The sequence below is a fragment of the Rhizobium sp. 007 genome (assembly GCF_015353075.1).
Classification (GTDB): Bacteria; Pseudomonadota; Alphaproteobacteria; order Rhizobiales; family Rhizobiaceae; genus Rhizobium.
In genome coordinates this window covers 139,934-161,608 of sequence record NZ_CP064188.1, presented here as the reverse complement: position 1 = coordinate 161,608, position 21,675 = coordinate 139,934, and the positions used below count along the sequence as shown (strand labels likewise).

Annotated in this window: 17 protein-coding genes and 6 pseudogenes; 13 read left to right on the top strand and 10 right to left on the bottom strand. The window is 58.4% G+C overall.

The features are described 5' to 3' along the window. Positions 1-95: 95 nt before the first annotated feature. Together ISN39_RS21740 and ISN39_RS21735 are read left to right on the top strand one after the other, a co-directional pair. Complete coding sequence (locus tag ISN39_RS21740) at positions 96-1,889, top strand: PAS domain-containing methyl-accepting chemotaxis protein (protein WP_194730389.1); 1,794 nt, start codon at positions 96-98, stop codon at positions 1,887-1,889. 296 nt (positions 1,890-2,185) lie between these two features. Beyond that, positions 2,186-3,166, top strand: a complete 981-nt coding sequence (locus ISN39_RS21735; RefSeq protein ID WP_194730388.1) for a sensor domain-containing diguanylate cyclase — start codon at positions 2,186-2,188, stop codon at positions 3,164-3,166. A gap of 201 nt (positions 3,167-3,367) precedes the next feature. Here ISN39_RS21735 and ISN39_RS21730 read toward each other — a convergent pair whose 3' ends face one another. Further along, complete coding sequence (locus ISN39_RS21730) at positions 3,368-4,453, bottom strand: AI-2E family transporter (RefSeq protein ID WP_194730387.1); 1,086 nt, start codon at positions 4,451-4,453, stop codon at positions 3,368-3,370. A 244-nt stretch (positions 4,454-4,697) separates the two neighbouring features. Here ISN39_RS21730 and ISN39_RS21725 point away from each other — a divergent pair. Both ISN39_RS21725 and ISN39_RS36550 read left to right on the top strand, forming a co-directional pair. Continuing rightward, positions 4,698-5,763: pseudogene (locus ISN39_RS21725) on the top strand (histidine kinase dimerization/phosphoacceptor domain -containing protein). A 64-nt stretch (positions 5,764-5,827) separates the two neighbouring features. Next, positions 5,828-6,097 (top strand): hypothetical protein, encoded by a 270-nt coding sequence (locus ISN39_RS36550; RefSeq protein WP_246763376.1) that lies wholly within the window; start codon positions 5,828-5,830, stop codon positions 6,095-6,097. 137 nt (positions 6,098-6,234) lie between these two features. Here ISN39_RS36550 and ISN39_RS21715 read toward each other — a convergent pair. Together ISN39_RS21715 and ISN39_RS21710 are read right to left on the bottom strand one after the other, a co-directional pair. Beyond that, positions 6,235-6,543, bottom strand: a pseudogene (locus ISN39_RS21715) (histidine kinase); the annotation flags it as partial. Positions 6,544-6,651: 108 nt separating this feature from the next. Next, positions 6,652-7,023 carry a response regulator gene (locus ISN39_RS21710; protein WP_194730385.1) on the bottom strand — a complete coding sequence of 124 codons (372 nt, stop codon included), beginning with the start codon at positions 7,021-7,023 and terminating at the stop codon, positions 6,652-6,654. Positions 7,024-7,264: 241 nt separating this feature from the next. On the opposite strand from ISN39_RS21710, the gene ISN39_RS37675 reads away from it, so the two are divergent. The 4 genes and pseudogenes from ISN39_RS37675 to ISN39_RS21695 all read left to right on the top strand — a co-directional run bounded on the left by ISN39_RS37675 (position 7,265) and on the right by ISN39_RS21695 (position 9,706). Beyond that, positions 7,265-7,387, top strand: coding sequence for a hypothetical protein (locus ISN39_RS37675; protein WP_281438321.1), 123 nt, complete (start codon positions 7,265-7,267; stop codon positions 7,385-7,387). A 197-nt stretch (positions 7,388-7,584) separates the two neighbouring features. After that, positions 7,585-8,219 (top strand): annotated as a pseudogene (locus ISN39_RS21705) (hypothetical protein). 553 nt (positions 8,220-8,772) lie between these two features. Beyond that, the gene (locus ISN39_RS21700) at positions 8,773-9,090 is read left to right on the top strand and encodes a PepSY domain-containing protein (RefSeq protein ID WP_194730384.1); all 318 of its coding nucleotides are present in this window, start codon (positions 8,773-8,775) and stop codon (positions 9,088-9,090) included. Between the two features lie 16 nt (positions 9,091-9,106). Beyond that, entirely contained in the window at positions 9,107-9,706 is a 600-nt protein-coding gene (locus tag ISN39_RS21695) for a general stress protein (protein ID WP_194731867.1), read from the top strand. Positions 9,707-10,092: 386 nt separating this feature from the next. Here the strand turns inward: ISN39_RS21695 and ISN39_RS36545 are convergent. Continuing rightward, positions 10,093-10,209 (bottom strand): annotated as a pseudogene (locus ISN39_RS36545) (ATP-dependent DNA ligase); the annotation flags it as partial. Between the two features lie 903 nt (positions 10,210-11,112). Here ISN39_RS36545 and ISN39_RS21690 point away from each other — a divergent pair. Both ISN39_RS21690 and ISN39_RS21685 read left to right on the top strand, forming a co-directional pair. Next, a complete protein-coding gene (locus ISN39_RS21690) occupies positions 11,113-11,532 on the top strand; it encodes a CopG family transcriptional regulator (protein WP_194730383.1) in 420 nt (139 codons plus the stop codon). 31 nt (positions 11,533-11,563) lie between these two features. Next, positions 11,564-12,826: a PHB depolymerase family esterase gene (locus ISN39_RS21685; protein ID WP_194730382.1), complete on the top strand. Its 1,263-nt coding sequence runs from the start codon at positions 11,564-11,566 to the stop codon at positions 12,824-12,826. A 215-nt stretch (positions 12,827-13,041) separates the two neighbouring features. Here the strand turns inward: ISN39_RS21685 and ISN39_RS21680 are convergent, their stop codons facing one another. From ISN39_RS21680 to ISN39_RS21665, 4 genes are read right to left on the bottom strand one after another with little or no spacing between them, the layout of a single operon-like run. After that, complete coding sequence (locus ISN39_RS21680; RefSeq protein ID WP_194730381.1) at positions 13,042-14,124, bottom strand: YihY/virulence factor BrkB family protein; 1,083 nt, start codon at positions 14,122-14,124, stop codon at positions 13,042-13,044. A gap of 46 nt (positions 14,125-14,170) precedes the next feature. After that, positions 14,171-15,184, bottom strand: coding sequence for a DUF3618 domain-containing protein (locus tag ISN39_RS21675; protein WP_194730380.1), 1,014 nt, complete (start codon positions 15,182-15,184; stop codon positions 14,171-14,173). Then, positions 15,184-15,600 (bottom strand): phage holin family protein, encoded by a 417-nt coding sequence (locus ISN39_RS21670; RefSeq protein ID WP_022714470.1) that lies wholly within the window; start codon positions 15,598-15,600, stop codon positions 15,184-15,186. The genes ISN39_RS21675 and ISN39_RS21670 overlap by 1 nt, the downstream gene beginning before the upstream one ends. Next, the gene (locus tag ISN39_RS21665) at positions 15,593-16,156 is read right to left on the bottom strand and encodes a nutrient deprivation-induced protein (protein ID WP_246763375.1); all 564 of its coding nucleotides are present in this window, start codon (positions 16,154-16,156) and stop codon (positions 15,593-15,595) included. The genes ISN39_RS21670 and ISN39_RS21665 overlap by 8 nt, the downstream gene beginning before the upstream one ends. Positions 16,157-16,362: 206 nt before the next feature. Here ISN39_RS21665 and ISN39_RS21660 point away from each other — a divergent pair. Beyond that, positions 16,363-16,691, top strand: a pseudogene (locus ISN39_RS21660) (SDR family NAD(P)-dependent oxidoreductase); the annotation flags it as partial. A gap of 376 nt (positions 16,692-17,067) precedes the next feature. Then, a pseudogene (locus tag ISN39_RS21655) lies at positions 17,068-17,494 on the top strand (helix-turn-helix transcriptional regulator); the annotation flags it as partial. Positions 17,495-17,622: 128 nt separating this feature from the next. Here the strand turns inward: ISN39_RS21655 and ISN39_RS21650 are convergent. Further along, on the bottom strand, positions 17,623-18,246 hold the full coding sequence (locus ISN39_RS21650) for a response regulator (RefSeq protein ID WP_194730379.1): 624 nt from the start codon (positions 18,244-18,246) through the stop codon (positions 17,623-17,625). Continuing rightward, positions 18,236-20,146, bottom strand: coding sequence for a PAS domain-containing sensor histidine kinase (locus tag ISN39_RS21645; RefSeq protein ID WP_194730378.1), 1,911 nt, complete (start codon positions 20,144-20,146; stop codon positions 18,236-18,238). The genes ISN39_RS21650 and ISN39_RS21645 overlap by 11 nt, the downstream gene beginning before the upstream one ends. A 495-nt stretch (positions 20,147-20,641) precedes the next feature. Here ISN39_RS21645 and ISN39_RS21640 point away from each other — a divergent pair, with 495 nt between their 5' ends. Further along, positions 20,642-21,616 carry an alpha/beta hydrolase gene (locus ISN39_RS21640; protein ID WP_194730377.1) on the top strand — a complete coding sequence of 325 codons (975 nt, stop codon included), beginning with the start codon at positions 20,642-20,644 and terminating at the stop codon, positions 21,614-21,616. The last annotated feature ends 59 nt before the right edge of the window (positions 21,617-21,675 follow it).

Below are 21,675 nucleotides of genomic sequence, written 5' to 3'. Positions count from 1 at the left end.
TAAAGTTTTTAATAGATTTTATCTTCAGATTGCTCGTCCAATGCGACCGCGTGGGGGTGGAAGCAGTCGCTCTCTAGTCTTGAGTGGGGAACAGCATGACGGGAATAGCATTCGGCTTCGGATCTGATGCCAAGGCCATACTAGCCGCGATGAACCGGTCACAGGCCATTATCGAATTCGACCTCACCGGCAAGATCTTAAAGGCCAATGCAAACTTCTGTGCCGCACTCGGCTACGAATTGTCTGAGATCGTCGGCCAGCACCATCGGATGTTCGTCGAGCCGGCAGAAGCCTCTTCCAACGACTATCGCGAGTTCTGGGCTAGACTCAATCGAGGTGAGTTCGACCAGCGTCAGTACAAGCGCATCGGCAAGGGGGGCAAGGAGATCTGGATCGAAGCCTCCTACAACCCCGTCATCCGCGGCAGCAAACCCTACAAGGTTGTCAAGTTTGCAACCGACATCACGGCACAAAAGCTCAAGGCCGCAGAGGATGCCGGCAAACTGAATGCACTTTCGCGCGCCCAAGCGGTCATCGAGTTCACACCGAAGGGCGAGATCCTGTCGGCGAACGAGAACTTCCTGACCGCGCTCGGCTATCAGCTCCCGGAAATCCAAGGCCGGCACCATTCGATGTTTTGCGACAGCGCTTACACCAGCAGCGATGACTATCGACGCTTCTGGCAACGTCTGGAAGGTGGCGAATTCGTGACTGACGAATTCCTGCGCATTGGCAAGGGCGGCAAGAAGATTTATATCCAGGCCTCGTACAACCCGATCTTCGACATGAACGGCAAGGTCTTCAAAGTCGTCAAGTTTGCAACTGACGTGACTGCCCGCGTGAACAATGTCGACCAGTTAGCCGGGTCTTTGCAGGCTCTGTCCGATGGGGATTTGACCCAGGAGGTCGCAACCCCATTCATCCCCACGCTGGAAAAGCTCCGGATCGACTTCAACGCGGCGACCAGCAAGTTGCGAAAGGCGATGCAGGGCGTGTCGGAAAATGCAACGGGCATCGCTGCCGGCGCCCAGCAAATTCGTTCCGCCTCAGACGATCTGTCAAAGCGAACGGAACAGCAGGCCGCATCCGTCGAGGAAACAGCGGCCGCCCTCGAAGAAATCACTACGACTGTCGCCGATTCCAGCAACCGTGCCCAGGAAGCCGGCCAACTGGTGCGAAAGACACGCGATAACGCCGAGCGCTCCGGCACGGTGGTCCGAAGCGCAGTCGATGCGATGGGGAAGATTGAAACGTCGTCCGCGGAAATCGGCAACATCATAAGTGTGATTGACGAGATCGCGTTTCAGACCAATCTTTTGGCGCTCAATGCGGGCGTCGAGGCGGCACGCGCCGGCGATGCCGGCAAAGGTTTCGCGGTCGTGGCGCAGGAAGTCCGCGAACTGGCCCAGAGATCAGCAAAAGCGGCAAAGGAAATCAAGGAGCTGATCACGGCGTCCAACGAGCATGTGAAAAGCGGGGTGGCTCTCGTAGGCGAGACCGGCAAGGCGCTGGAAGAGATCGTCGCCCAGGTTAACCAGGTCAACGCAAATGTTATCGCAATCGTCGAAAGCTCAAAGGAACAGGCGACGGGATTGAAAGAAATCAACACGGCCGTAAACACCATGGACCAAGGCACGCAGCAGAATGCAGCCATGGTCGAGGAATCGACGGCCGCTGCTCACAGCCTCGCGAGAGAGGCCGATGCACTTTTCCAGCTGCTGGGTCAGTTCAACATTGGAGGCGGCATGACCTCACGTCACATGCGCCCGGTCGTGGCAACCGCCGCGTCCAAGCCCGTCATATCGGCGGCGCGGACAATGGCCGCTAAGGTCGCTGCCGCCTTTCAAGGCAATGCCGCGGTCGCCGGTGGCGACTGGGAAGAGTTCTGATGCCCGCGACGCGGCAGTTGATCTCGACGTGATAGGCTCGAGATCGGCGGCTTCTCCATTCAATCAGGTTTCATCAACGAATGTACAATAAGCTATAGCTAATACCGAGGGAACAGGTCGTGCCTTGGCAAGTCTTCAGGAAATGTGGCTGCGGTCTCGCTGTTAGGGACATTGCGCACGGTGGATCGGCGCACATCGGACACCGTCAAGCAGCAAAACAAGCGTGGCAGCCAGTATCGGCGTGCAGCGTGAGCTTGAAGAATGTCTCTGACATTACGCTCAATTAGAGAACAATCATGTTTTTAGACGAAGATCATGAAGCACTTGTTGCAGCCGAGCTTACAAAGCAAACTCTCGTGGACACGCAGGCCCGCATGGGGATGATGCTGGACCTCATGCCCATGGGGCTGCTCATCCACACCAGGCAGGGAATTATCTTCGGAAACCAAGAAGCGGCACGCCTCCTCCAGGTGTCACAAGATCAAATTGTAGGCCGTCATTTTCTCGATTTCCTTCAAACGCAAATCGATGACGCCGCGCAACAAATGGAAGAGGCGTTCGAGGGGCGGATCTGCGAAAACTCAACGGAAGCCGACATACGCACGGCAGAGGGGATGGTGCGCACGATCAAGCTGATCGCCGGGGCGTTGCCCTGGGACGGCAATCCGGTGGTCCAGCTTCTCCTGCAAGACATCACAGATCTCAAGACCATCCAGAAGGCATTGCATCGCTTGACCATTACGGACGAGCTCACTAGCGCCTTCAACCGCCGCCATGCCTTTGCGGTTGCGAACACGTTTTTCAACAGCGCGCATCGCAGATCTCATGCCTTGGCCGTTGCTGTCCTTGATATCGACCATTTCAAGCGCGTGAATGATACCTACGGTCATGCTGCCGGCGACATCGCGCTCAAAACATTTTCGCAAACTGTAGGAGAGTTCATTTCGACACCGCAGTTCACCGGCGCGACATTCGCTCGGGTCGGCGGCGAAGAGTTCCTCCTCCTACTTCCAAATATGGACGAGGACGCGGTGATTGCTGTTTGCGAACGGGTTCGGTGCTCCGTCGAGCAGCAGCCGATTGTTACCGCATCTGGCGTATTCCACACGACGGTATCGATCGGAATTTCGGTGCGCCGTCCTACGGATGATTCCTTCGACACGATGTTTTCGAATGCGGATCGTGCCCTTTACCGAGCCAAGGAAAGCGGCCGAAATCGGGTCTGCGTCGATGACGAAAGTCTGGTATCGGCTCAAAGATCGACGGTTTCCAAGTGAATCAATGGCCTGTCGCAGCATCATGAGGCGGCATTCGAAGGGTATCATGATGAGCAAGCCGCACTGTTATCTTTCACTTGGCCTGATTGTCTTGTCCTTGAACTCACCGCTCTCCTTGATAGGATCCGACCGCGAAAACCCGAACTCAACTGCCCGGCCTGCCCTATTCCGAGCCGCGGTAAAACTCTCACTGAAATTCGCTCAGTCGGAGTCGGAAGGCGGAGTGGGGTGGCTGCGTTCCTCGACTTCGGCCATGCTCCACTCACGGAACAGGCTGTAGGCGACCGCCAGCAGCGTTGGACCAAGAAAGATTCCGATGAAGCCAAAGGCGATGACGCCGCCCAGGAGCCCGAAGAGGCCGAGCAACACGGGCAGGTTATTGGTCTTTCCGAGGAGGTAGGGTCTGATGAGATTGTCAATGCTGCTGATGAGGAGCAAGCCCCACGCTGCGATGAAGATGCTCCACCAAACGGCTCCCTGAACAAGAAACCATAGCGCCACCGAGCCCCAGACGAGTGGGGGGCCCACCGGCACAAACGACAGGATGAACGTAAGGAAACCAAGTAGCAGGGCCTGAGGTACACCGGCGATCCAGAAACCAAGGCCGGCCAAGAGGGCCTGGGCAAGGGCTGTGCCGATCAAGCCGTAAATGACGCCCTTGACGGTCGCGCCCACAACAACAAGCAGCTCTCGGGCCCGAGGGCCGGCGAATCTTTCGCCGACTGCGCGCACGTGGGCCGCCATCCGCCGGCCGTGAAGGAAGAAGAAAAAGGCGATGAACACGCTCAGTCCGAGTTCTAAGAGCCCAGCGCCGAGCACCGCCCCGCCGGCTACTGCTAAGTTTGTGGCGGGGCCGATCAGCTTCTTGAGCTCAATGGTGAATGCGGGCGCATTGTGGGCCAAACTCTCCCAATAGGCAGCCAGGTTTTCGCCGATTAACGGGAGTCCTGCGACCCAACGAGGCGGCGTCGGCGGGCCCTGCTCGAGAATCTGGTTCATCGCCGCGAGCAAGTTGCCTACGCTGTCCGTCAATGTCGGCACCATAACGGCGAACGGTGCGACCAGAACGAGGGCAACCAGCAACGTCATCATGGCTGCGGCCAGACTTTTATTGCCACCGACTGCGCGCTCGCACCTCCTGTAGACGGGCCATGTCGAGAAACAGATCACCGCCGCCCACAGGATGGCTGAGAGGAAGGGCTGAAGCACGAGAGCGCAACCGAACGCAAGCAGAAGAAGGGCGCCGACCCCCAGAATTTGTTCGATTGGCTTGCCGAGTGGTATCATGCCCAATCTTCCTGTTGCTTCCGGCTAGATTATCAGCGAACGACGCAATGTGCAGCCAGCGGAAATGTCGGCGTGTTGGGCCTCACTGAGACAATCCGCGCGACAATTCTGGCGACAATCCCAGAAGCGCCGACCCGATATGGCATCTGGTCCACAGCTTAGCCAGGCGGCGACATTTGGCGGGGAGGGGTATACTATGCGTTGAATCGAACCCTCATTGCGAACAAGTGATCCGCAGCCGCCCATGATCGATTTTCAAAATATTGAAGACGCGCAGACGTTGGCGCAAGCAATTGACCATTCCAGAGCCCTTCATTGTCCTCGATGACCAGTTTCGTGTGCTTGCTGCCAGCCGTTCTTTTCATGAGACGTTCAAGTTCGATCCCGAACATACAAGAGGGCGTCTGCTTTACGCCCTCGGTGGCGGTCAATGGGATATTCCCGCCTTGCGCGTTGTTCTTGAGACGATCATTCCCGAACATGCCTCGATGGAGGGCTTTGAGGTTGCGCATGATTTTCCCGATCTCGGCCGCCGGATCATGCTGCTAAACGCCCGACAGGTCACCTACGGAGATAGCTCCCGCTCGACGATCCTCCTGGCGTTCACCGATGTCACGGAGCGCCGCAAGATCGAGTGCGAAAAGGAAGAGCTCCTTAAGCAGACAGAGCAGTTGCTACATCAGAAGGAAATCCTGCTGCAGGAAATGCAGCACCGCGTTGCCAATAGTCTCCAGATCATCGCCAGCATATTGCTGTTGAAAGCGCGGGCGGTCACGTCCGAGGAAACACGCCGTGACTTGCGCGATGCCCATCAGCGCGTCATGTCGGTCGCCGAGGTGTAAAGGCACCTCCACGTATCCGGCATCGACCAGATCGAGGTCGGATCCTACCTGACGAAGCTTTGCGAAAGCCTGGCATCCTCGATGATCGGCGAAAGCCAACCCATTGCGATCAACGTGATAGCGGACGAAGGAAGGATCGGGTCCGACAAGGCCGTCGGCCTCGGCTTGATCGTCACCGAGCTCGTGATCAACGCGATAAAATATGCCTTCCCCGTCGTCAAGGCGGACGCCGTGATCCTCGTTACCTATGAGATCAGGGGGCAGGATTGGAAGCTGATCGTTTCCGACAGCGGCATAGGAAAGCAAGCCGATAGTGCAGCCGAAACAAGTGGCGGACTAGGCACGGCGATTGTTCAGGCTCTTGCCAAACAGCTCGACGCGCGAGTGGACATGGTCAGCAGTCCCTCCGGCACGAGCGTGTCGGTTACGCGAGCGACCTTCACGTCGCAATTGCAGCGAGGGGTGTGAACTTCTTTCCGTGATCCGCCGACCGCTCCTTCACCAAAACGCCAGGTGCCTATGAGCGGAACCCTTGCTTGTAATCGGTGCCGATCAGTTAGCCGCCGGCGCATCAGAAGCCCTGGCTCCCGACGTCGAACTTCAGGTGTTCGGCAAGAAAATTCACGAATGCCCGAATCCTTGGAGAAAGCTGACGGCTCGTCGGCCAAAGGGCCGCGAACTCTCCTGGCTCCCTGACATAGTCGCCCATGAGCGGAATCAACGTTCCCTGCTCGATCTGCGAGGTGACGGCGAATGGGGGCAAAAACGCAATGCCCAGACCCCCGCTCGGCGAGATGAATGAGCGGTTCGATTGTCGTGGCGCTCATGGTTTCCGGAATCGCCAGATGGGTGCCCTCATCCACGATCAACGGCCATTCAGCGCCAGCTTTCCGCTTGCAGGCGAGCGCTGCCGAAGGCACGCATGTGACGCCAAATCTTAATCCAACGGACATCGGAGGCGTCCGTCAATATCCTGAAGTCAATCTCATAAGGGCCGGCTATCACTCGGGTGGCGACGAAGGCGGATCGTACTCTGTCGCGGTCGGCCGGATGAATCTTTGCCGACAAACGCTCGAACGTCAGCGGGCTCCCCCGCAAGACGTCCCAGAGTTCGTATCCTTTGGCGTCCATCAAAAAGGTACCATCGTCGACGTTCCAGGTCCAAAGGGCGACGCCTGCGGCCTTGATCGCACTGCGTAGCTGCTCGGGGTTCCAGTCTGGCTCGTCGCCGGTTTCGTGATCGGTCACAAGATCTCTCTGCGTCGGAGGAACTTTACTCACCGTATATAGTTGTGATGCGCTCAGATTTCCTGAAATGCGGTGGATTTTATCGGCAGCGCGTGTGATTCACGCCTGCTAAGCGGTCAGCCGCCGAAGCGTGTGAGCGAGCTCATCGACATCGTAGGGTTTGGAGAAGAACACTCCGCGCTCAGGGAGGTCCTCCCTGCTGATCGCCACCCTCCCCGACACGATGATGATCCCGATCAGCGGCCATCTTTGGCGGACTGAAGCGGCCAGCGCCAAGCCATTCATCGTACCCGGTAACTCGATGTCGGTCAGGACGACGGCGATGTCGCTCCTGCCTTCTAAGATGAGGACCGCATCTTCCGCGTTGGTCGCCTCGAGCGCTTCCAGTCCGACCGCTTCGACCACGTCCACCGCCATCATCAGCAGCAGGGGCTCGTCCTCGACGACGAGAACTACGTGTCTTCCGTGAGGATGCGTCATGCCATATTACCATGGATCATAACCGTGAACCTCCGCACTTCAGTTTGGTTCCCGAACGTCCATGACTTCGAGCGTCGCGGCCGTGCTCATCGAACTCGCCGACAACGACATGCTTGGCGTCCCTGCCAATTGCGACGAACGCGATCTTGCCGGGATGCCTTGAGCGGGGCGGGTCGATAGGCTCATTGCCCCCTTTGATGCGTGGCAGGTTTACAGCGTCCGTCTGGCCGGGCGACTTGAATTGAACACAATCCGAGCCTATCTGGTGATCATCGGCGTTGCTGGTGAGTGCTCCACGCGAGTGTTCGCGACTGCCGAAGTCGCTTATCTGCTTTTGACCACGGATGTACTGGCACTGGTGTGAAGAGCGATGTTGGAAAGGTCGGTGCGGTTTCGCCCCGGCCTTTTTTATTTGCCCGCTGGTCAGGGTAAAGAGCTTCGCCACGCGTTTGACGACTCCTCGGTCTACGCATCTGGGCGATCGGGAAACCGGTCGTGGGGAAGTTCCAGCGTCCCGCGCTCGTTGACGCTGCAAGATGGGAGGCCCATCTAGGCCTCACGATGTCAAAGCAAATGAAGACTGACGCTCCGGAACTGATCGATGCGTGGACGCTGCCGTCTGCTGCGACGCTCGGGTCATCCGTTCGCGCCAAAGGCATCCTTCTCGAGATACGTGCGCGTCGTCCTTTGGCCGTACGAAAATCCCTCGATCTCAGTGGACGGGATCTTGTCCTGACGATGCCGGAAAGCTTTAAAGACGGGTTCCGCGCCGCCTCGGCAGTCGTTGCCAACACGCTCGAAGGCATCGAAAGCCTGCCTGTGATACCCCGCGAAATCCAGGACATCCTTACGATCTCCGCGACCGAAAGACATCGATGGCTCGCTGATGCCGCCTGCCTAGCGCTGGGACACGGACGGTAAAATTGCGAGGCCGCGCCAAGAAGATTACGTTCCACGTCTTCGATCCGCGGTTGGCCGAGGCGTTGCTCGACCGGGGCGTCGTCGAAGAATGGCGCGAGGAGGACGCGGTCAAGGCTGCGGAAAACAGGAGGCGGGCCGCCTGGAAGGCAAAGGTCACGCGCTCGCTGAAGGGCGGAGGCAAGCCCACTTCGTCATCTGGAGGTAGCCCTGACGACGCTAACTGTCCGGACTTGCCAGGCTGGGAAGAGTTCGGGCGCGACGGGTTCCTGCGCTGAGTTTTAAGGGGAAATTTCCGAGCAATCCGATCGGGCCACTGCCGGTTCGAAGTCAGGCCGTTGACGCGCTGTCTCTCATAAGGTGTTGAGTTCGCGGCGAACGGGTAAGGTGCTCGCCTGGCGTTTCGTTGCCCGCACCGAGAAATCGGAAAACCCGGTGCGTTCACCATCTCCGTCGCGTCCGATTGGCACGCCGCGACCTCGGCGAATTAACCGGCAGCCGCAGGAATGGTTCCGCCGTCCCGAGACTCTTTAGCCCTGTGAAAAATCTCTCGCCTTCACCTCCAGCGTGCGTATGAAGCACAACTTTAGGGGTTGGAGGTCCTATTGCCTATCTGAGGCTTCTTTGCTCTGCCCAATGGATCGGTTACTGCACGCCTTGTTGTCCGCTCGTTTTGCCTTGGCCCCCGAAGAGATAATCCGATTGGAGTCTCGTCGCCATATATTAAAAAAAATCAATTGCATACTTCCTGCTGCGGCAAGGAACAAAAAACTCTTCTGTGGGTTTTCAGCGCATGGATCTGCCTGATCCGCAAAATGGAGGAAACACCATATGAAGAAGATCATGTTGGCAGCGGCAATTCTTGGCGCCTCTGCCGTCGCAGCCTATGCTCAAACACCGCCGGCTCCATCTCCGGATGGAAATACACCTGCAGTTGCAACCCCAGACACCAAAAATCCGACTGCGCCCGTTGAGGGTGCCAACAGCTTTACCGAAGCTCAGGCGAAGGATCGCATTGCGGAAGCGGGCTACACCGACGTCAAGGATCTCAAGCTCGACGACAAGGGGATCTGGATGGCCTCCGGCATGAAGGACGGCAAAGCCGTCTCCATTGCCCTTGATTATCAAGGCAACATCGTCGCCAAGTAACCCAAGGAGAAGCATGATGAGAACTGTAACCGGACTTTTCGACGACTACTCGGACGCTCGCTCCGCCGTCAACAAATTGGAAGCGGCAGGCGTCCCCTCAAACGACATCAGTATCGTCTCCAACAAGGCTGGCCGCATCGATCGCGACTCTGACGTTGGCGAGGATGCCGCGACCGGCGCCGGCATTGGCGCTGCCGTCGGTGGCGCTGGGGGCCTACTCGCCGGACTGGGCCTGATGGCCATTCCTGGTGTCGGACCGGTGGTTGCCGCAGGCTGGCTTGCCGCGACTGCAGCTGGGGCTGTCGCCGGCGCCGTCGCTGGTGGTGCCGCTGGTGGCCTGATCGGTGCACTCACCGACTCCGGCGTCTCGGAAGATGATGCCCACCTCTATGCCGAAGGTGTCCGCCGCGGTGGAAGCTTGGTCACGGCCAAGGTCGACGACGCCCGCGCCTCGGAGGCGCAGGCTATTCTGCAGGGTTCAAACTGGGTCGACCCGGTCGAACGTCGGCGTGCCTATAACGAACAGGGATGGACCCGGTTCGACGACACGCTCGATCCATACGCCCCTGAGCAGATCGCGCAAGAGCGCGACCGGTACCGGCGGACCGCCATCTAACCGGCTTCGAGTTCAACCCTCCTCGTAGGTGGCAAGGAGGGTTGAAGCGCATCTTGCGCATCGAGAACTATCTGGAGATAGCGGCGAAAGACCACTCGTCGCTGAAAGACATGGCGTTTTCGCCGAGGGGATCGATGGCCGCGATGGGCTATGCCATAGCCGGGGACGAAATCCGAAGAGCTGCTTCGCGAACTTCGCCTTGGAGCAGCAACGCCGATAGCGCGCGATTTCCCGAATTTTTAAATCGATTCTTAACGAGTTACTCTGACACCAGAGCTGGCGCGGCGAGCTTGTGTTCAAGAGGCGACCGGGAAAATTCATCTTCGTCAGCGCAAACGCGAAAATAGGTCTATGCACCCGCTGATGTCGAAGATCGCGGCGTGATCCTAAACCTCACGAAGGCCTTTATAGGATGCGTGGCGGCAACTGCCGCCATAGTTTCCAGTCCGGAACTCGATCTGGGCGATCAGCGTCGGCTCCGAGAAGACTAGGTTCTTGCATTTCGATGATAACCACTTTTGCGGTCACGGCGCCGCTTTTGCGCGTGTGGCTCGTCAAGGCTTGAGCTTTACAAGCTGCTCCCCGCTTCTTGCGTCCCAGATCGTTAGGTCGACTACAAAATCTCCCCTCTTCGATATCAGGTCGAGCAAGGCTGCGGCCAGACACCCCGCGCAGATAGGGTTGGTCGCAAGGTCGAGTGTTTCATTGCTCGTCAGCGCCAACCGAAATGAAAGGTCACCGTCTTCCACGGGAGAAAATGGAGTGGCACTGTCGAATTCAAGATAGGCGTCCGCTTCACCGTCGGCAGAAGGCCGACGACGTTCGGCGAGCTCAAGACGTCCTTGCAGCGCAATTTTGCCTTGGCTTTATCTGCCGTAGACATCTCGCTCAAGGCCATGGACGTGCTGCGAGGAATGCCGCCCGCCCCCACACCACTCGTGGCCGCAGCGCCTTCCGAAAGCGTCCCGAGAGTGGATTGGACAGGAGCATCTTCCGAAACTCCAAGCCTTGCTGCTGCGGTGGCCAGGCGCGAGCCTCCGATGTTCGCGTCGACATCAGCGTTGACTCCGTTCGATCCGCCGATGCTGGCGGTCGTGCTTACGTCGAGGGCGGGTCTGCGACGGCTCACGGATGTGCTGCTGTTGATCCCGTTGGAGCCCCCAACCGATGCGTCCACTCCGAGGCTGCGTATCGGACAGCATCGCGGACCTGTGGCGCGGCGCGAAGCTGCGAGAAGCCGCTCAAGAAGCGTCTTTTGAGGCAAGGACGCGCACACCGACTGCGCGAATTCGCTTTGCCGCCGCCCCGCCCAACAGAAATGCTCCCGAGGCAGACGCCATAAGACCGCAAGCCTTGTAAACCATCCTACTACCATCTATATACCATCTGATTGGATGGAGAAGCCGATGGCTGATAATGTTTACAAGCTCCGCGACAAGGCTGGCGAGTCGGAGAAGATCACGGTCAATCTTGGCTATATCGACCTCGGCCGGATCGACCTTCTCGTGCAGGAGGGGTTCTACTCCAATCGCACCGACTTCATCCGCACCGCAATCCGCAACCAGCTGACAGCGGAGGGGGAGGCGGTCAAACAGTCGACTATCCGGCATACGTTGGAGTTAGGGCTGCGCGACTATAGCAGGGCCGATCTAGAGGCCGTGAGGGCAGCCGGCGAAAGGCTTCACATTAAGGTGCTCGGACTTGTCCGCATCGCCCCCGACGTAACACCCGAACTCGCCTTGGCAACAATCGAATCCATCACCGTGCTCGGCGCGCTTCAGGCCAGCAGCGAACTGAAATCAACGCTGGCGGAACGCATTCGCTAGGGCTGCATCCCGACCAAACAAGGATAGGTCCATGAACGACGATTTCTTCACCACCATGCGCCGCGCCACATCGTCCACACGCGCCTTGAACCTCGCCGAGGCGACCCGCGTGATCCAGGATGCACTTTCTGGTCATCCGGCCTCCGGCGCCGGCAGCTCAAATCCGGACATCACGCCACCTCCACCAGTGCGTCGTCCGAAACCCTTTCCAGTCGATCCTGACGCTGAGACTATCGAGGCGGAAACAAAGCAGGCCGATGAAACCACTGACAGGATTAGCGGTGTCGCGCCGTCGCAAAGGTTACGAAGACCGCTCGAGGAGATACTACGGATCTTGCGGGAGGGACGACTGGCTGCCAGTGCGTTTGAATCGATGCCTGGCAGGAGCTTCTCCGGCGTGCCGAAACATGGCCCCTCGCCCACGGTTCCAGACGGGGCGCGGTTCACGGCGCGATCCTTCACCTGCGCGGCGGGCTCGCGAAGCTACAAGCTCTATGTTCCCGCGTCCGTTTCCGATCGACCGCGCGGCCTGGTTGTTATGCTTCACGGTTGTAAGCAAAACCCCGACGACTTCGCTTCAGGAACAGGCATGAATGCCGTCGCCGAGACGCACGGCCTGATAATCGCCTATCCTGGCCAGACCGGGGCGGACAACGCCTCGTCCTGCTGGAATTGGTTCAGGCCAGCGGACCAGATGCGCGGTGCTGGAGAACCTTTAATCATTGCGGGGATCACCATGGAGCTGATGTCCGAGTTTCACCTCGATCGCAGCCGGGTTTTCGTTGCAGGGTTGTCGGCCGGCGGCGCAATGGCGGCCGTCATGGGCGAGACTTATCCCGATCTCTTCGCAGCCGTGGGTATCCATTCCGGGCTAGCCTATGGTTCGGCCAACGACGTTATGTCCGCATTTTCCGTCATGCGCGGGGACGCAAGTTTGCTATCACCCTCGAAACGGCGCGCTAACGTGGCGTACCCTGTCCGCACGATCGTCTTCCAGGGCGCCGCAGACCTGACCGTCCATCCATCCAACGGCGAACGGATCGTTGCGGCGGCCAGTCCGCCAGGCGCCGACAGCTTCACCCGAACGAAAACCGGCCGTTCCGCTGGCGGACGGACCTATAAGAGAACAATTGTCACAGATGCGGAGGAGCCGCCAATGCTGGAGTACTGGCTGGTAGAGGGTGCTGGTCACGCTTGGTCAGGCGGCCATGAAGGCGGTTCATACACCGACCCGTATGGGCCTAATGCCACGAGCGAGATGGTCCGTTTCTTCCTTGGAAAGTCAAACCTTTAAGGTTGGTCGCAGGAGATCGCATTACCCCGATCGCTCCGGACCAATGAGGCCCTTTCCGGGTCAAGTCGATACCGCGTCGAAAGCGTTCCGAGGGTAGTGGATTCGTCAAGAGCGTCTTCCATGATGCCAAGCCTGCCGAGGCGGTTAACAGTCATTTTCCCAAGGAAGCAGCGATCGGAGCCATTAGTATCGCTGCAAGGCGGCGTCCCTGCTGGTCAGCGCAGCCGGTCTGCGGTCTCGCCGAGAGTGTCCGCCACATAGGCTCCGCGTGATCCCATCGGCAATGGTGCCCCCGTGGTAGTGTCCTTCGCCGTCTGGTGTTCCAGCTCGGCATTCAGCTCGCCTCCCACGATCAGGATGACGATCGACAGCCAAATCCAGACCAGGAAACCGATCAGCGCACCGAGGGTGCCGTAGGTCGCGTCGTAGTTGGCAAAGTGGTTGAGATAGAACGAAAATCCGACCGACATCGCAAACCATGAAAAGGTCACGAGAAAGGCACCCCACGTCATCCATCGGAGCTTGGCGGGCTCGCGGCTCGGACCGAAGCGGTATACGGCGGTGGTCGCTGCGGCTGCGATCAAAAGCAACAACGGCCACCTCAGAAGCAGGGCCATGTGCTCCTTGAATAGGTCGAGCCAAAGATAGGAAAGCACCACAGGCATGACAGCGACCAGTCCTATTATTGTGGCGGCAGAGAGCATCGCGCCGAAAGTGAAGCACAGCCCTACGAGGTTAAGCTTGACCAGTCCCCGCTTTTCCTTTTCTTCATAGGCCACGTTCATCGCATCGAAGATCGCCAGCGTCCCGCTATGCGTGCTCCACAGGGCGATGGCAAGGCCAACGAAGAAAGTGATGCCCAGCGTCGAATCGCGGCTTTCGGCGAGGCTCTTGATGCGATCGGCGATGAGATCGAACGCGCCCGGCGGAAGCAGTCCTGACAGTTCCCGGAGATGGTCAGCCATGGTGGCCGGATCTGCAATCAGCCCGTAAAGCGCGACGAGTGCCGACAGCGAGGGGAACAGACCCAACAAGAGGTAGAACGTCACTCCGGCTGCTATGAGTGTCACACGATCATCGATGACTTCGTGAACCACCCGCCAAAAGACATCGCGCAGGCCCTTCACAGGTATCGCCTCGGGGACGCTTGCGCCCCTTCCTCGCCCAGCCTCGAGCTCAGTCTCCACTGATCCGTCTGGCGTGTCTCCATGCGTGCCCTTCAGTGCGACCAGTACGCCGCCCACCGCGACAAGGAGGGTGGCGACGCTCGACAGCTTGATGTGCGGACGACTGAGCATGGGCAATTCCGTTTCAGCGGGGTGTGATGGCGGTTTGCAACGCTTCTTACTGGGATTGCGGTTCCCCCTTACTCACCCCTGATTTGAACGCGTCGGCCTCCTCGACCACCCGAGCCTTGGCGGCATCGTGAACGTCGGACGCGGCGGAAACAGCCCTGCCATAGACGTCGGACGCGATCTCCGTTCCTTGATCCATCATCGAAGACGCCTGGGCCGCAACCGTGTCTTTTGCCGCGTCGGCGGCTTCGCCGAGATACTCGTCTTCGGCCTCGGTATGCGGCAACGCCGCACCGATCGCCGCGCCCACTGCAAATGCGAGAGCGCCGCCGACAAGCGGTTGGTCGCGGAAGTGGATTAGAATGGCGTCGTTCAATCTGCTCGCCTGCTCTTGCATGCTTGTTCCTGCCGAAGCGGAGCGCTCCGAGATCGAGCTCGCGGCATCCGACGCGCGCGTTCCGATATTGCTCGCGGTGTCTTTGACTTGAGCCCATGTTTTTGAAGCCCATCCCGACGCAGCGTCAAACATCGCCCCCGTCTCGTCGGCGATCTGCTCGACCTGCCTGCCGGTGGCATCCGCAAAGCCGCGGTACGTCTTTCCCGCGTCGTCGATGAAATGCCCGGCGCGGCGTCCGGCATCGTCGGTCAGGGCCTTCAGCCGTTTGCCTGAAGCGTCGGCGAAATGGCTGTAGCGGACACCGTTTTCGCTCTCCGGCGGGCCGAGGCGCCGCACAGCTCCCTCGACCTGATAAAGGGGGTATTCATTATCCAAATCGGCGCCTGATGCGGTGGCAGACGAAGACGGAGCTTGCTGCTTTGCCATGAGCCAAGCCAGGCTGACGCCCATCAAGGCGACCGGCACTGGATTGTCCTTCAAAGCCTGGCCGAGATTTCTGACGTACTCGCCCCCACCGCTACTCCTCGCGTAAGCCAGGACTTCGTCGATGAGCTGTCCCGGCGACATGCGTTCCTGGATGACGTCTATGCGATCTCCAATGCGCTGGCGATCGGCGTCGATCTCTCGCTGGAGGTCGGAGGAAGTCTTTTCAATCGAGTTGGCCATCAGATCTTCTCCTTCACGGCATCGACGTCGCGGCGCAGCGATGCCGTCGTGCGATCAAGCTTCAAGTTGCTTCCGCGCAGTGCGCTCAATCCTCGCGACACCATCGCCCAGGCGATCACTGCAATGATGAGGCCGACGATGAGCGCGGCAAGCGCGCTGGCGTTCGGTTGCGTCATGCCTTGGCCGACCAAAAAGGATGCAAGGCCACCGACGAGCGCGCTCAGAAGCACGCCGACGGCGCCGATGGCGAGCACTACACCAACAATTAGAACCTCGATGCCGCTCAGTGCCTGTGTGAGTTTTTCGGACGCCTCGGTCTTCGCAAGGTCGATTTCTTTGCGCAGAAGCCCTGTCACATCGGCGACGAGTCCGCCCACCAGTTCGGAGAGCGGAGTGTTTTCGGATGAGTTAGCCATTTGCCGGCCCTCCGCTCTTCAAGGAGGACTCTTGGGTCGCCTGAGGCGCGCGGCGGGAGCTCGCACTCGTGGATCGATTTGCCGAGGCGGTTAGAAAGCGGCTGGCCGCCAGCCCTGCCAATGCCGCGATGCCAAGGAACGCCAGTGGCTGCTTGCGTCCGAAGTCCTCGGCCATTGTTGCTACTTCGCCGAGGTCGCGTCCCTCCATCTGCTTTGCGAAACTTTGCACGCTATTCCCGATCTGCCTGGTATATCGACCGACCTCGGGCTGGTTGGAACTCTCGAGTTCCGAGCCGACCTTTTCGAGAGCGCTTGCGATGCCGCCGACCTGACGGGCAGCAAAATTTGTCTGCTCGGAGACGGCTTCCTTCACCTTGACGACCGCGGTCTCGGCACCTTCCTTGATGGTGTCGCGTGCAGCGCTGAGATCTTCGGCGACCTTCTCCTTGAGGTCCCCCAACTGTGCCTGGTTTGTCGTCGGCGGATTCGAGCCGCCGTCGTGTGACGGCGGTTGGCGTAAGGGCGCTGCCCCGCCTTCTGAAAACTCGTTTGACATTGAAGCCTCCCATGCATGGTTGACGGCGGCTGCCGCATCTCAGGAACCATCGATTGGAAGATTTGTTCCGCTCCGGTGATATGGTTCGTGGAACCTCTCGCCTGCGATCGTTTTTGTAAGGCGGATCCTGCGGATGGCCGCGTTCAAGCCGGCAGCGAACTCAGTGGATGAGCCGTTCCAATGCCGTCACAAAGTCGTCGTGGACGATGCCCAACGACGCGCGCCGTCCCACGCCACCCTACCCCGAGCAGCATCAGGAACCACCGGGGAAGACCGCCGCGATGCAGCCGGTTCCGGATCACGGGGAACACTCCTACAAGGGCAGAGGAAGCTGGAAGGCAAGGTTGCTCTGATTACCGGCTCGGATTCCGGTATCGGGAAGGCCGTGGCGATCGCGTTCGCGCGCGGACATTCTCATTTGAACGAAGACGAGGATGCCAAGGACACGGCAAAATGGGTCGAGGAAACCGGCCGCAAGGCTGTCGTCGTCCCCGGCGATATCAAGTCGGAGGAGCGCTGCAAGGCTCTGGTTGAGCACGCCGTTGCGAAAAGAACCCCGCAGAGGGCGGCGCAGGCTGTGGAAGGAGGATCGCGCGGCGTTCCAAGGGCAAAGGAAGGAGCAAAACAGCAAACCACACCACGCGATCCCAACGGCTAGAACAATGAAAGCATTGCAAAGGTTCCGGTGCGGCAGCGTACCGATCATAATCGGCTTAGATGAGGTCGGATAGCGCCGCCAAACTTCCGATGACGCCGGCAATCGCGCCAAGCATAGCCAGCGCTATCAGCAGGCACATTCCCCATCCCGGTTCGCGCGGATCGCTTTGATCTTCCGGCCTCACGTGCTGATTTCCCTTCTCGATGTCACGATATTGGCCGCTTCCGGACTCGCATTTCTGCGAGTTGCAGGATCAGATTCGGCCGAATCGCGCTGCGGACGCAGCGCCGCCCTTAACCGGCTTTGCGAAGTCATCGTGTTGCTTATCCTGAGGTCGGCGATTGACCACGGGGCGACCGGACGGGGTTTGCTGGCGGGGGTCTGTCCCATCCCTCGTTACACCGGGCGTTGGTGGCAATGCATGATGCGCCAACGCGAGCCTGGATGACCTTGCTACGACGGCGGGGATGTCACGAAGCCATTTCATGGCCCTGTTTCGCGACGTGGTCGGCACGACGCCGCAGGCTTATTTGACCGGATGGAATTTGATTCTTGCTCGACGCAAGCTTTCACGAGGGGCGAAGGTGAAGGCAGTGGCGCGTCAGGTCGGATTTGGCAGTGCGGCGGCATTCTCGCGCGCATTTTTCCGGAAATTCGGAGACTGGCCGTCAGTCCGATAGGCGCGCGATAGAGGTTGCCCACTGGTCCGATGGCTTGAGCGCTTCAGGTGGAGCCGGCTCGCAAAGGCGATTTTCCCGCGTCTGAGCTCCCTCATTGCAGTTGAAGGGATCCGACCCGACGGCTGCTCTCAATCACCCAAAATACTAGCAATTCTCACCAAGTCAGCGACTGATAATGCGTGCATTTTCCGCATCATGTGGTCGCGGTGAAGCTTCACGGTGGCCTCCGCGAGCTGAACCTCAGCCGCAATCTGCTTGTTCAGCTTCCCGGCGACAACAAATGCCATGATCTGCCGCTCACGCTCGGTAAGTTTGGAATACCTTTGGCGCAATGCAGCAGTTTGATTAGCCTCTTCGCGTCGAGCATTATCACTTGCCAAAGCACGGTTTACCGCTTCAAGCAAGTCCTGTTCGCGCACGGGCTTGGTAAGGACATCAATAGCCCCGGCTTTCATTGCGCGAACAGCCATAGCGACATCGACATGAGCGCTTATCAACACAACCGACCTTGGATACCGGCTTTTCGCCAGAGCCTCCTGAAACTCCAGTCCACTCTGGCCTGGCAGCCGAATATCCAGAACAATACAACCTGCACGGTCGGGATCATCGGCAGCAAGGAACTCCGGCACCGAGCCATGGGTTTCAGTGGCAAGCCCTACGGATTCGAACAGTCCTCTCAAAGCTTCGCGGACGCTTTCGTCGTCATCTATAATGATGACGGTCGGCGGACCTCTTTTGCGATCATCGATCATAGTCGGCTGCGACCTCCGCCATTGGCAATGTAAACGTGAACACCGTGCCAGCTTGGCTGTCTGCCAGCGAAACCCAAATCCTGCCGCCATGGGCTTCGACGATTGAGCGACATATCGAAAGTCCCATCCCGATACCGTCGGCCTTTGTGCTGTAGAACGCTTCGAAAACTCGGTCCAATTCGTCGGGCGGAACACCGCGCCCCGAGTCCGAGACACTCACTCTCACGAATTGCTCCTCGTCCTTAGTGCATCTGATGCCGATACGTCTTTCGCTCGAAGAAGCGCCCATCGCTTCGGCGCTATTCATGACCAAGTTCAGAACAACCTGTTGCAGCTGGGTGCGATCCCCAATGACCTCCAGAGGCCATTTCGGAAGATCGAGATCGAGTTCGATATCTCGGTGGCGGAGTTCCCCCCTCAAAAGATCCAGTACATCACGCAGGGCGCCCTTTAAGTCAGTTTGCTCCATCCGGGCTGGTGACTTCTGAGTCATTGCTCTGATACTCGCGATGATGTCGCCGGCGCGATGACCATCCTTGACGATCCTCTCGGCCGCGAGCCGCGCCTGATCGATATCGGTATGTCCCGGTTGCAGCCAGCGCAGGCATGTGCCGGCATTTGTGACGATTGCCATCAGCGGCTGGTTAACCTCATGGGCGATCGAAACCGCAAGTTCACCCGTGGCCGTCATTCGCGTCACATGCGCCAGATCACTCTGGCTTTGTCGCAAAGACTCTTCCGCTCGTTTCCGATCCTCGATATCAACGACGACACCGTACCATCTCACGACATTTCCATCCGAATCCAGAAGGGGGCTTTGTCGAAGGTTGAACCAACGATATTCGCCGTCTGCGCGTCTAATGCGGGCGTCTACCGGACGACTTTTTTTCGAGGCCACGATATCGTCCCAGGCCACACGCATCGGCTCGACATCATCAGGATGAAACATGCTATAAAAGCCGAAACCCACGATTTCTTCGACAGGTAAGCCGACATAATCAATCAAGTTTTGATTGAAGTATTCAAGCCGGCCATCCGAAGTGCAGGACCAAGCCATCGCGGGTATCGTGTTGATGATAAGATGGAGCTTGTGTTCACTCTCCCTCAGTGCAGCCGCGCTTTCTCGAAGAGCATTCTCCGCGGATTGCAGATCCTCTATGTCGATATTGCAGCCGAACCAACGCACAACGCCGTTGGCATCGATCAGCTTGCGGCCTGAGAAGTAGAACCAGCGGTAGTTGCCGTCCGCTCCGCGAATACGCCCCTTCAGAACAGTCTGGTCGGAATGCTCGAGGTCTCTCTTCCAGATGTCGATCATACCTGGAATATCGTCTGGGTGGTAAAGGTCGAGGAAGCCCCATTCGAGGATTTGGTCGGCCGGACGACCAGCATAGTCCAACCAGCTTTTATTGACGAAATCGGCGCTACCATCCGGCCGCGCTGACCAAACGAGGACAGGCAACGAATTGATGATGAGGCTCAGGTTCTCTTCGCTGGCCGCAAGTGCAGTCTTCGTCTCTTTCAGTGCGTTTTCGGCCTGTTTGCGGTCTTCGATGTCCAGGACCACACCATACCATCTCACGACATTTCCGGCGGCATCGAGCCGCGGCTTTTGTCGAAGCGTACACCATCGATACTGGCCGTCTGCTCGCCTGAGCCTGCCCACGACCTCTCTGGCCTTCTTCGAGGCCATGATGTCATGCCATTCCGAAGCGAGATGTGACGTGTCGTCGGGGTGAAATAGCTTGTAGAATCCCACTCCGGATATTTCTTCAAGCGGCGCCCCGATAAACTCGAGAAAGTGCTGGTTGGCGAAATCCAGCATGCCATCGGATGCTGCGGACCACACCATGGCGGGGATCAGATCGATAATGGGATCGGTTTCCGGCTCTCTATCCACAACACTCTCCGCTCGGAATTTGTGACGCTCCGGCTACCGCGTTCAATCAACAGCAATGCGTATCGATAAGCTCCGGGGAACCGACAGTGCCCAAAAAATCCCGCCTCTATGACAGGACATGTCCAAGCACAGTCGATCGTTCGAAGGAAATAGTTACGGGATTTCTGTGAGTTACGTAAGGACAAATCGATATACCAAGGTCTACGTCGGCAATGCGATCGTCTAGTTGCACGTGACCTAGATCGCAATTGAGAGCGATCACCAACCGGCTTACTCCTACATATCGAAGCCCCTCGATGAACGATGACGTTGGCTGATCCAGCTTGACGTACAAACCGAACATTTACGTGCATTGAAATTAGACCTCACCGCCGTTTCCTGACCCGGGGCAACAACTTCGGATAGCCGTTTCCGTCAAATTGGCACGGCCTGAATGAGCAAAGCAGCCCCATTCGAAACCAACTTTCGTTTTATCTCGATTATTGGGAGACCATCATGCGTAGTTTGATCATATGCCTCATGCTGGCGACCGCCAGCATGACTGCCGCAACAGCGGTAAGCGCGGTTCCCGCACAAGCCACACCGGAAGACCGCAAAGCTCCGGTTCCCATCCACTACCGAACCGCGAAAATCGAGGGCCTCGATATCTTCTACCGGGAAGCCGGTCCGGCCGAGGCTCCGGTGGTACTGCTGCTCCATGGCTTTCCGACGTCCTCCCACATGTTTCGGAATCTGATCCCGCTCCTTGCAGACCGGTACCACGTCATTGCGCCGGACTATCCGGGTTACGGGCAAAGTGCATCTCCCGATCGCAGCAAATTTGCCTATACGTTTGGCGGGATTGCCAATATCGTCGACAAGTTGCTGGATCATCTGGCGGTCAAAAGCTACACGATGTACGTCATGGATTACGGCGCGCCCGTCGGCTATCGTCTGGCGCTGAAACATCCGGAACGGGTCAGCGGCCTGATCATCCAGAACGGCAACGCCTATGAGGAAGGGCTGAAGGAGTTTTGGGATCCGATCAAGACCTATTGGTCCGATGGGTCAGAGAAGAGCCGTGAGGCGCTCTCCGGTCTGGTCACCCTTGAAACGACCAAATTCCAGTATCCCGACGGCATGGAAGACGTGTCGCGCATCAGCCCCGACAACTGGGTTCATGACCAGGCTCTCCTGGACCGCCCGGGCAACAAGGACATACAGCTCGATATGTTGTATGACTACCGCACCAATGTGCCGCTCTACCCTGACTTTCAAAGCTTCTTTCGTGAGCGAAAACCGCCCACGCTGATCGTCTGGGGCAAGAACGATCATATCTTTCCTGAGGCCGGCGCTCATCCTTATCTCAAGGATCTTCCGGATGCCGAGATTCATATCCTGAGCTCGGGTCACTTCCTGCTCGAAGAAAAGCTGGACGTCGCTGCTCCGCTCATCAACGATTTTCTTGATCGCAACGTCGCAGAGAAGTGACCATCATGCATTGTCGCCGGCGGTGCGACCCAGGTTCCGCCAAGCCAAGGTCGCGCCTC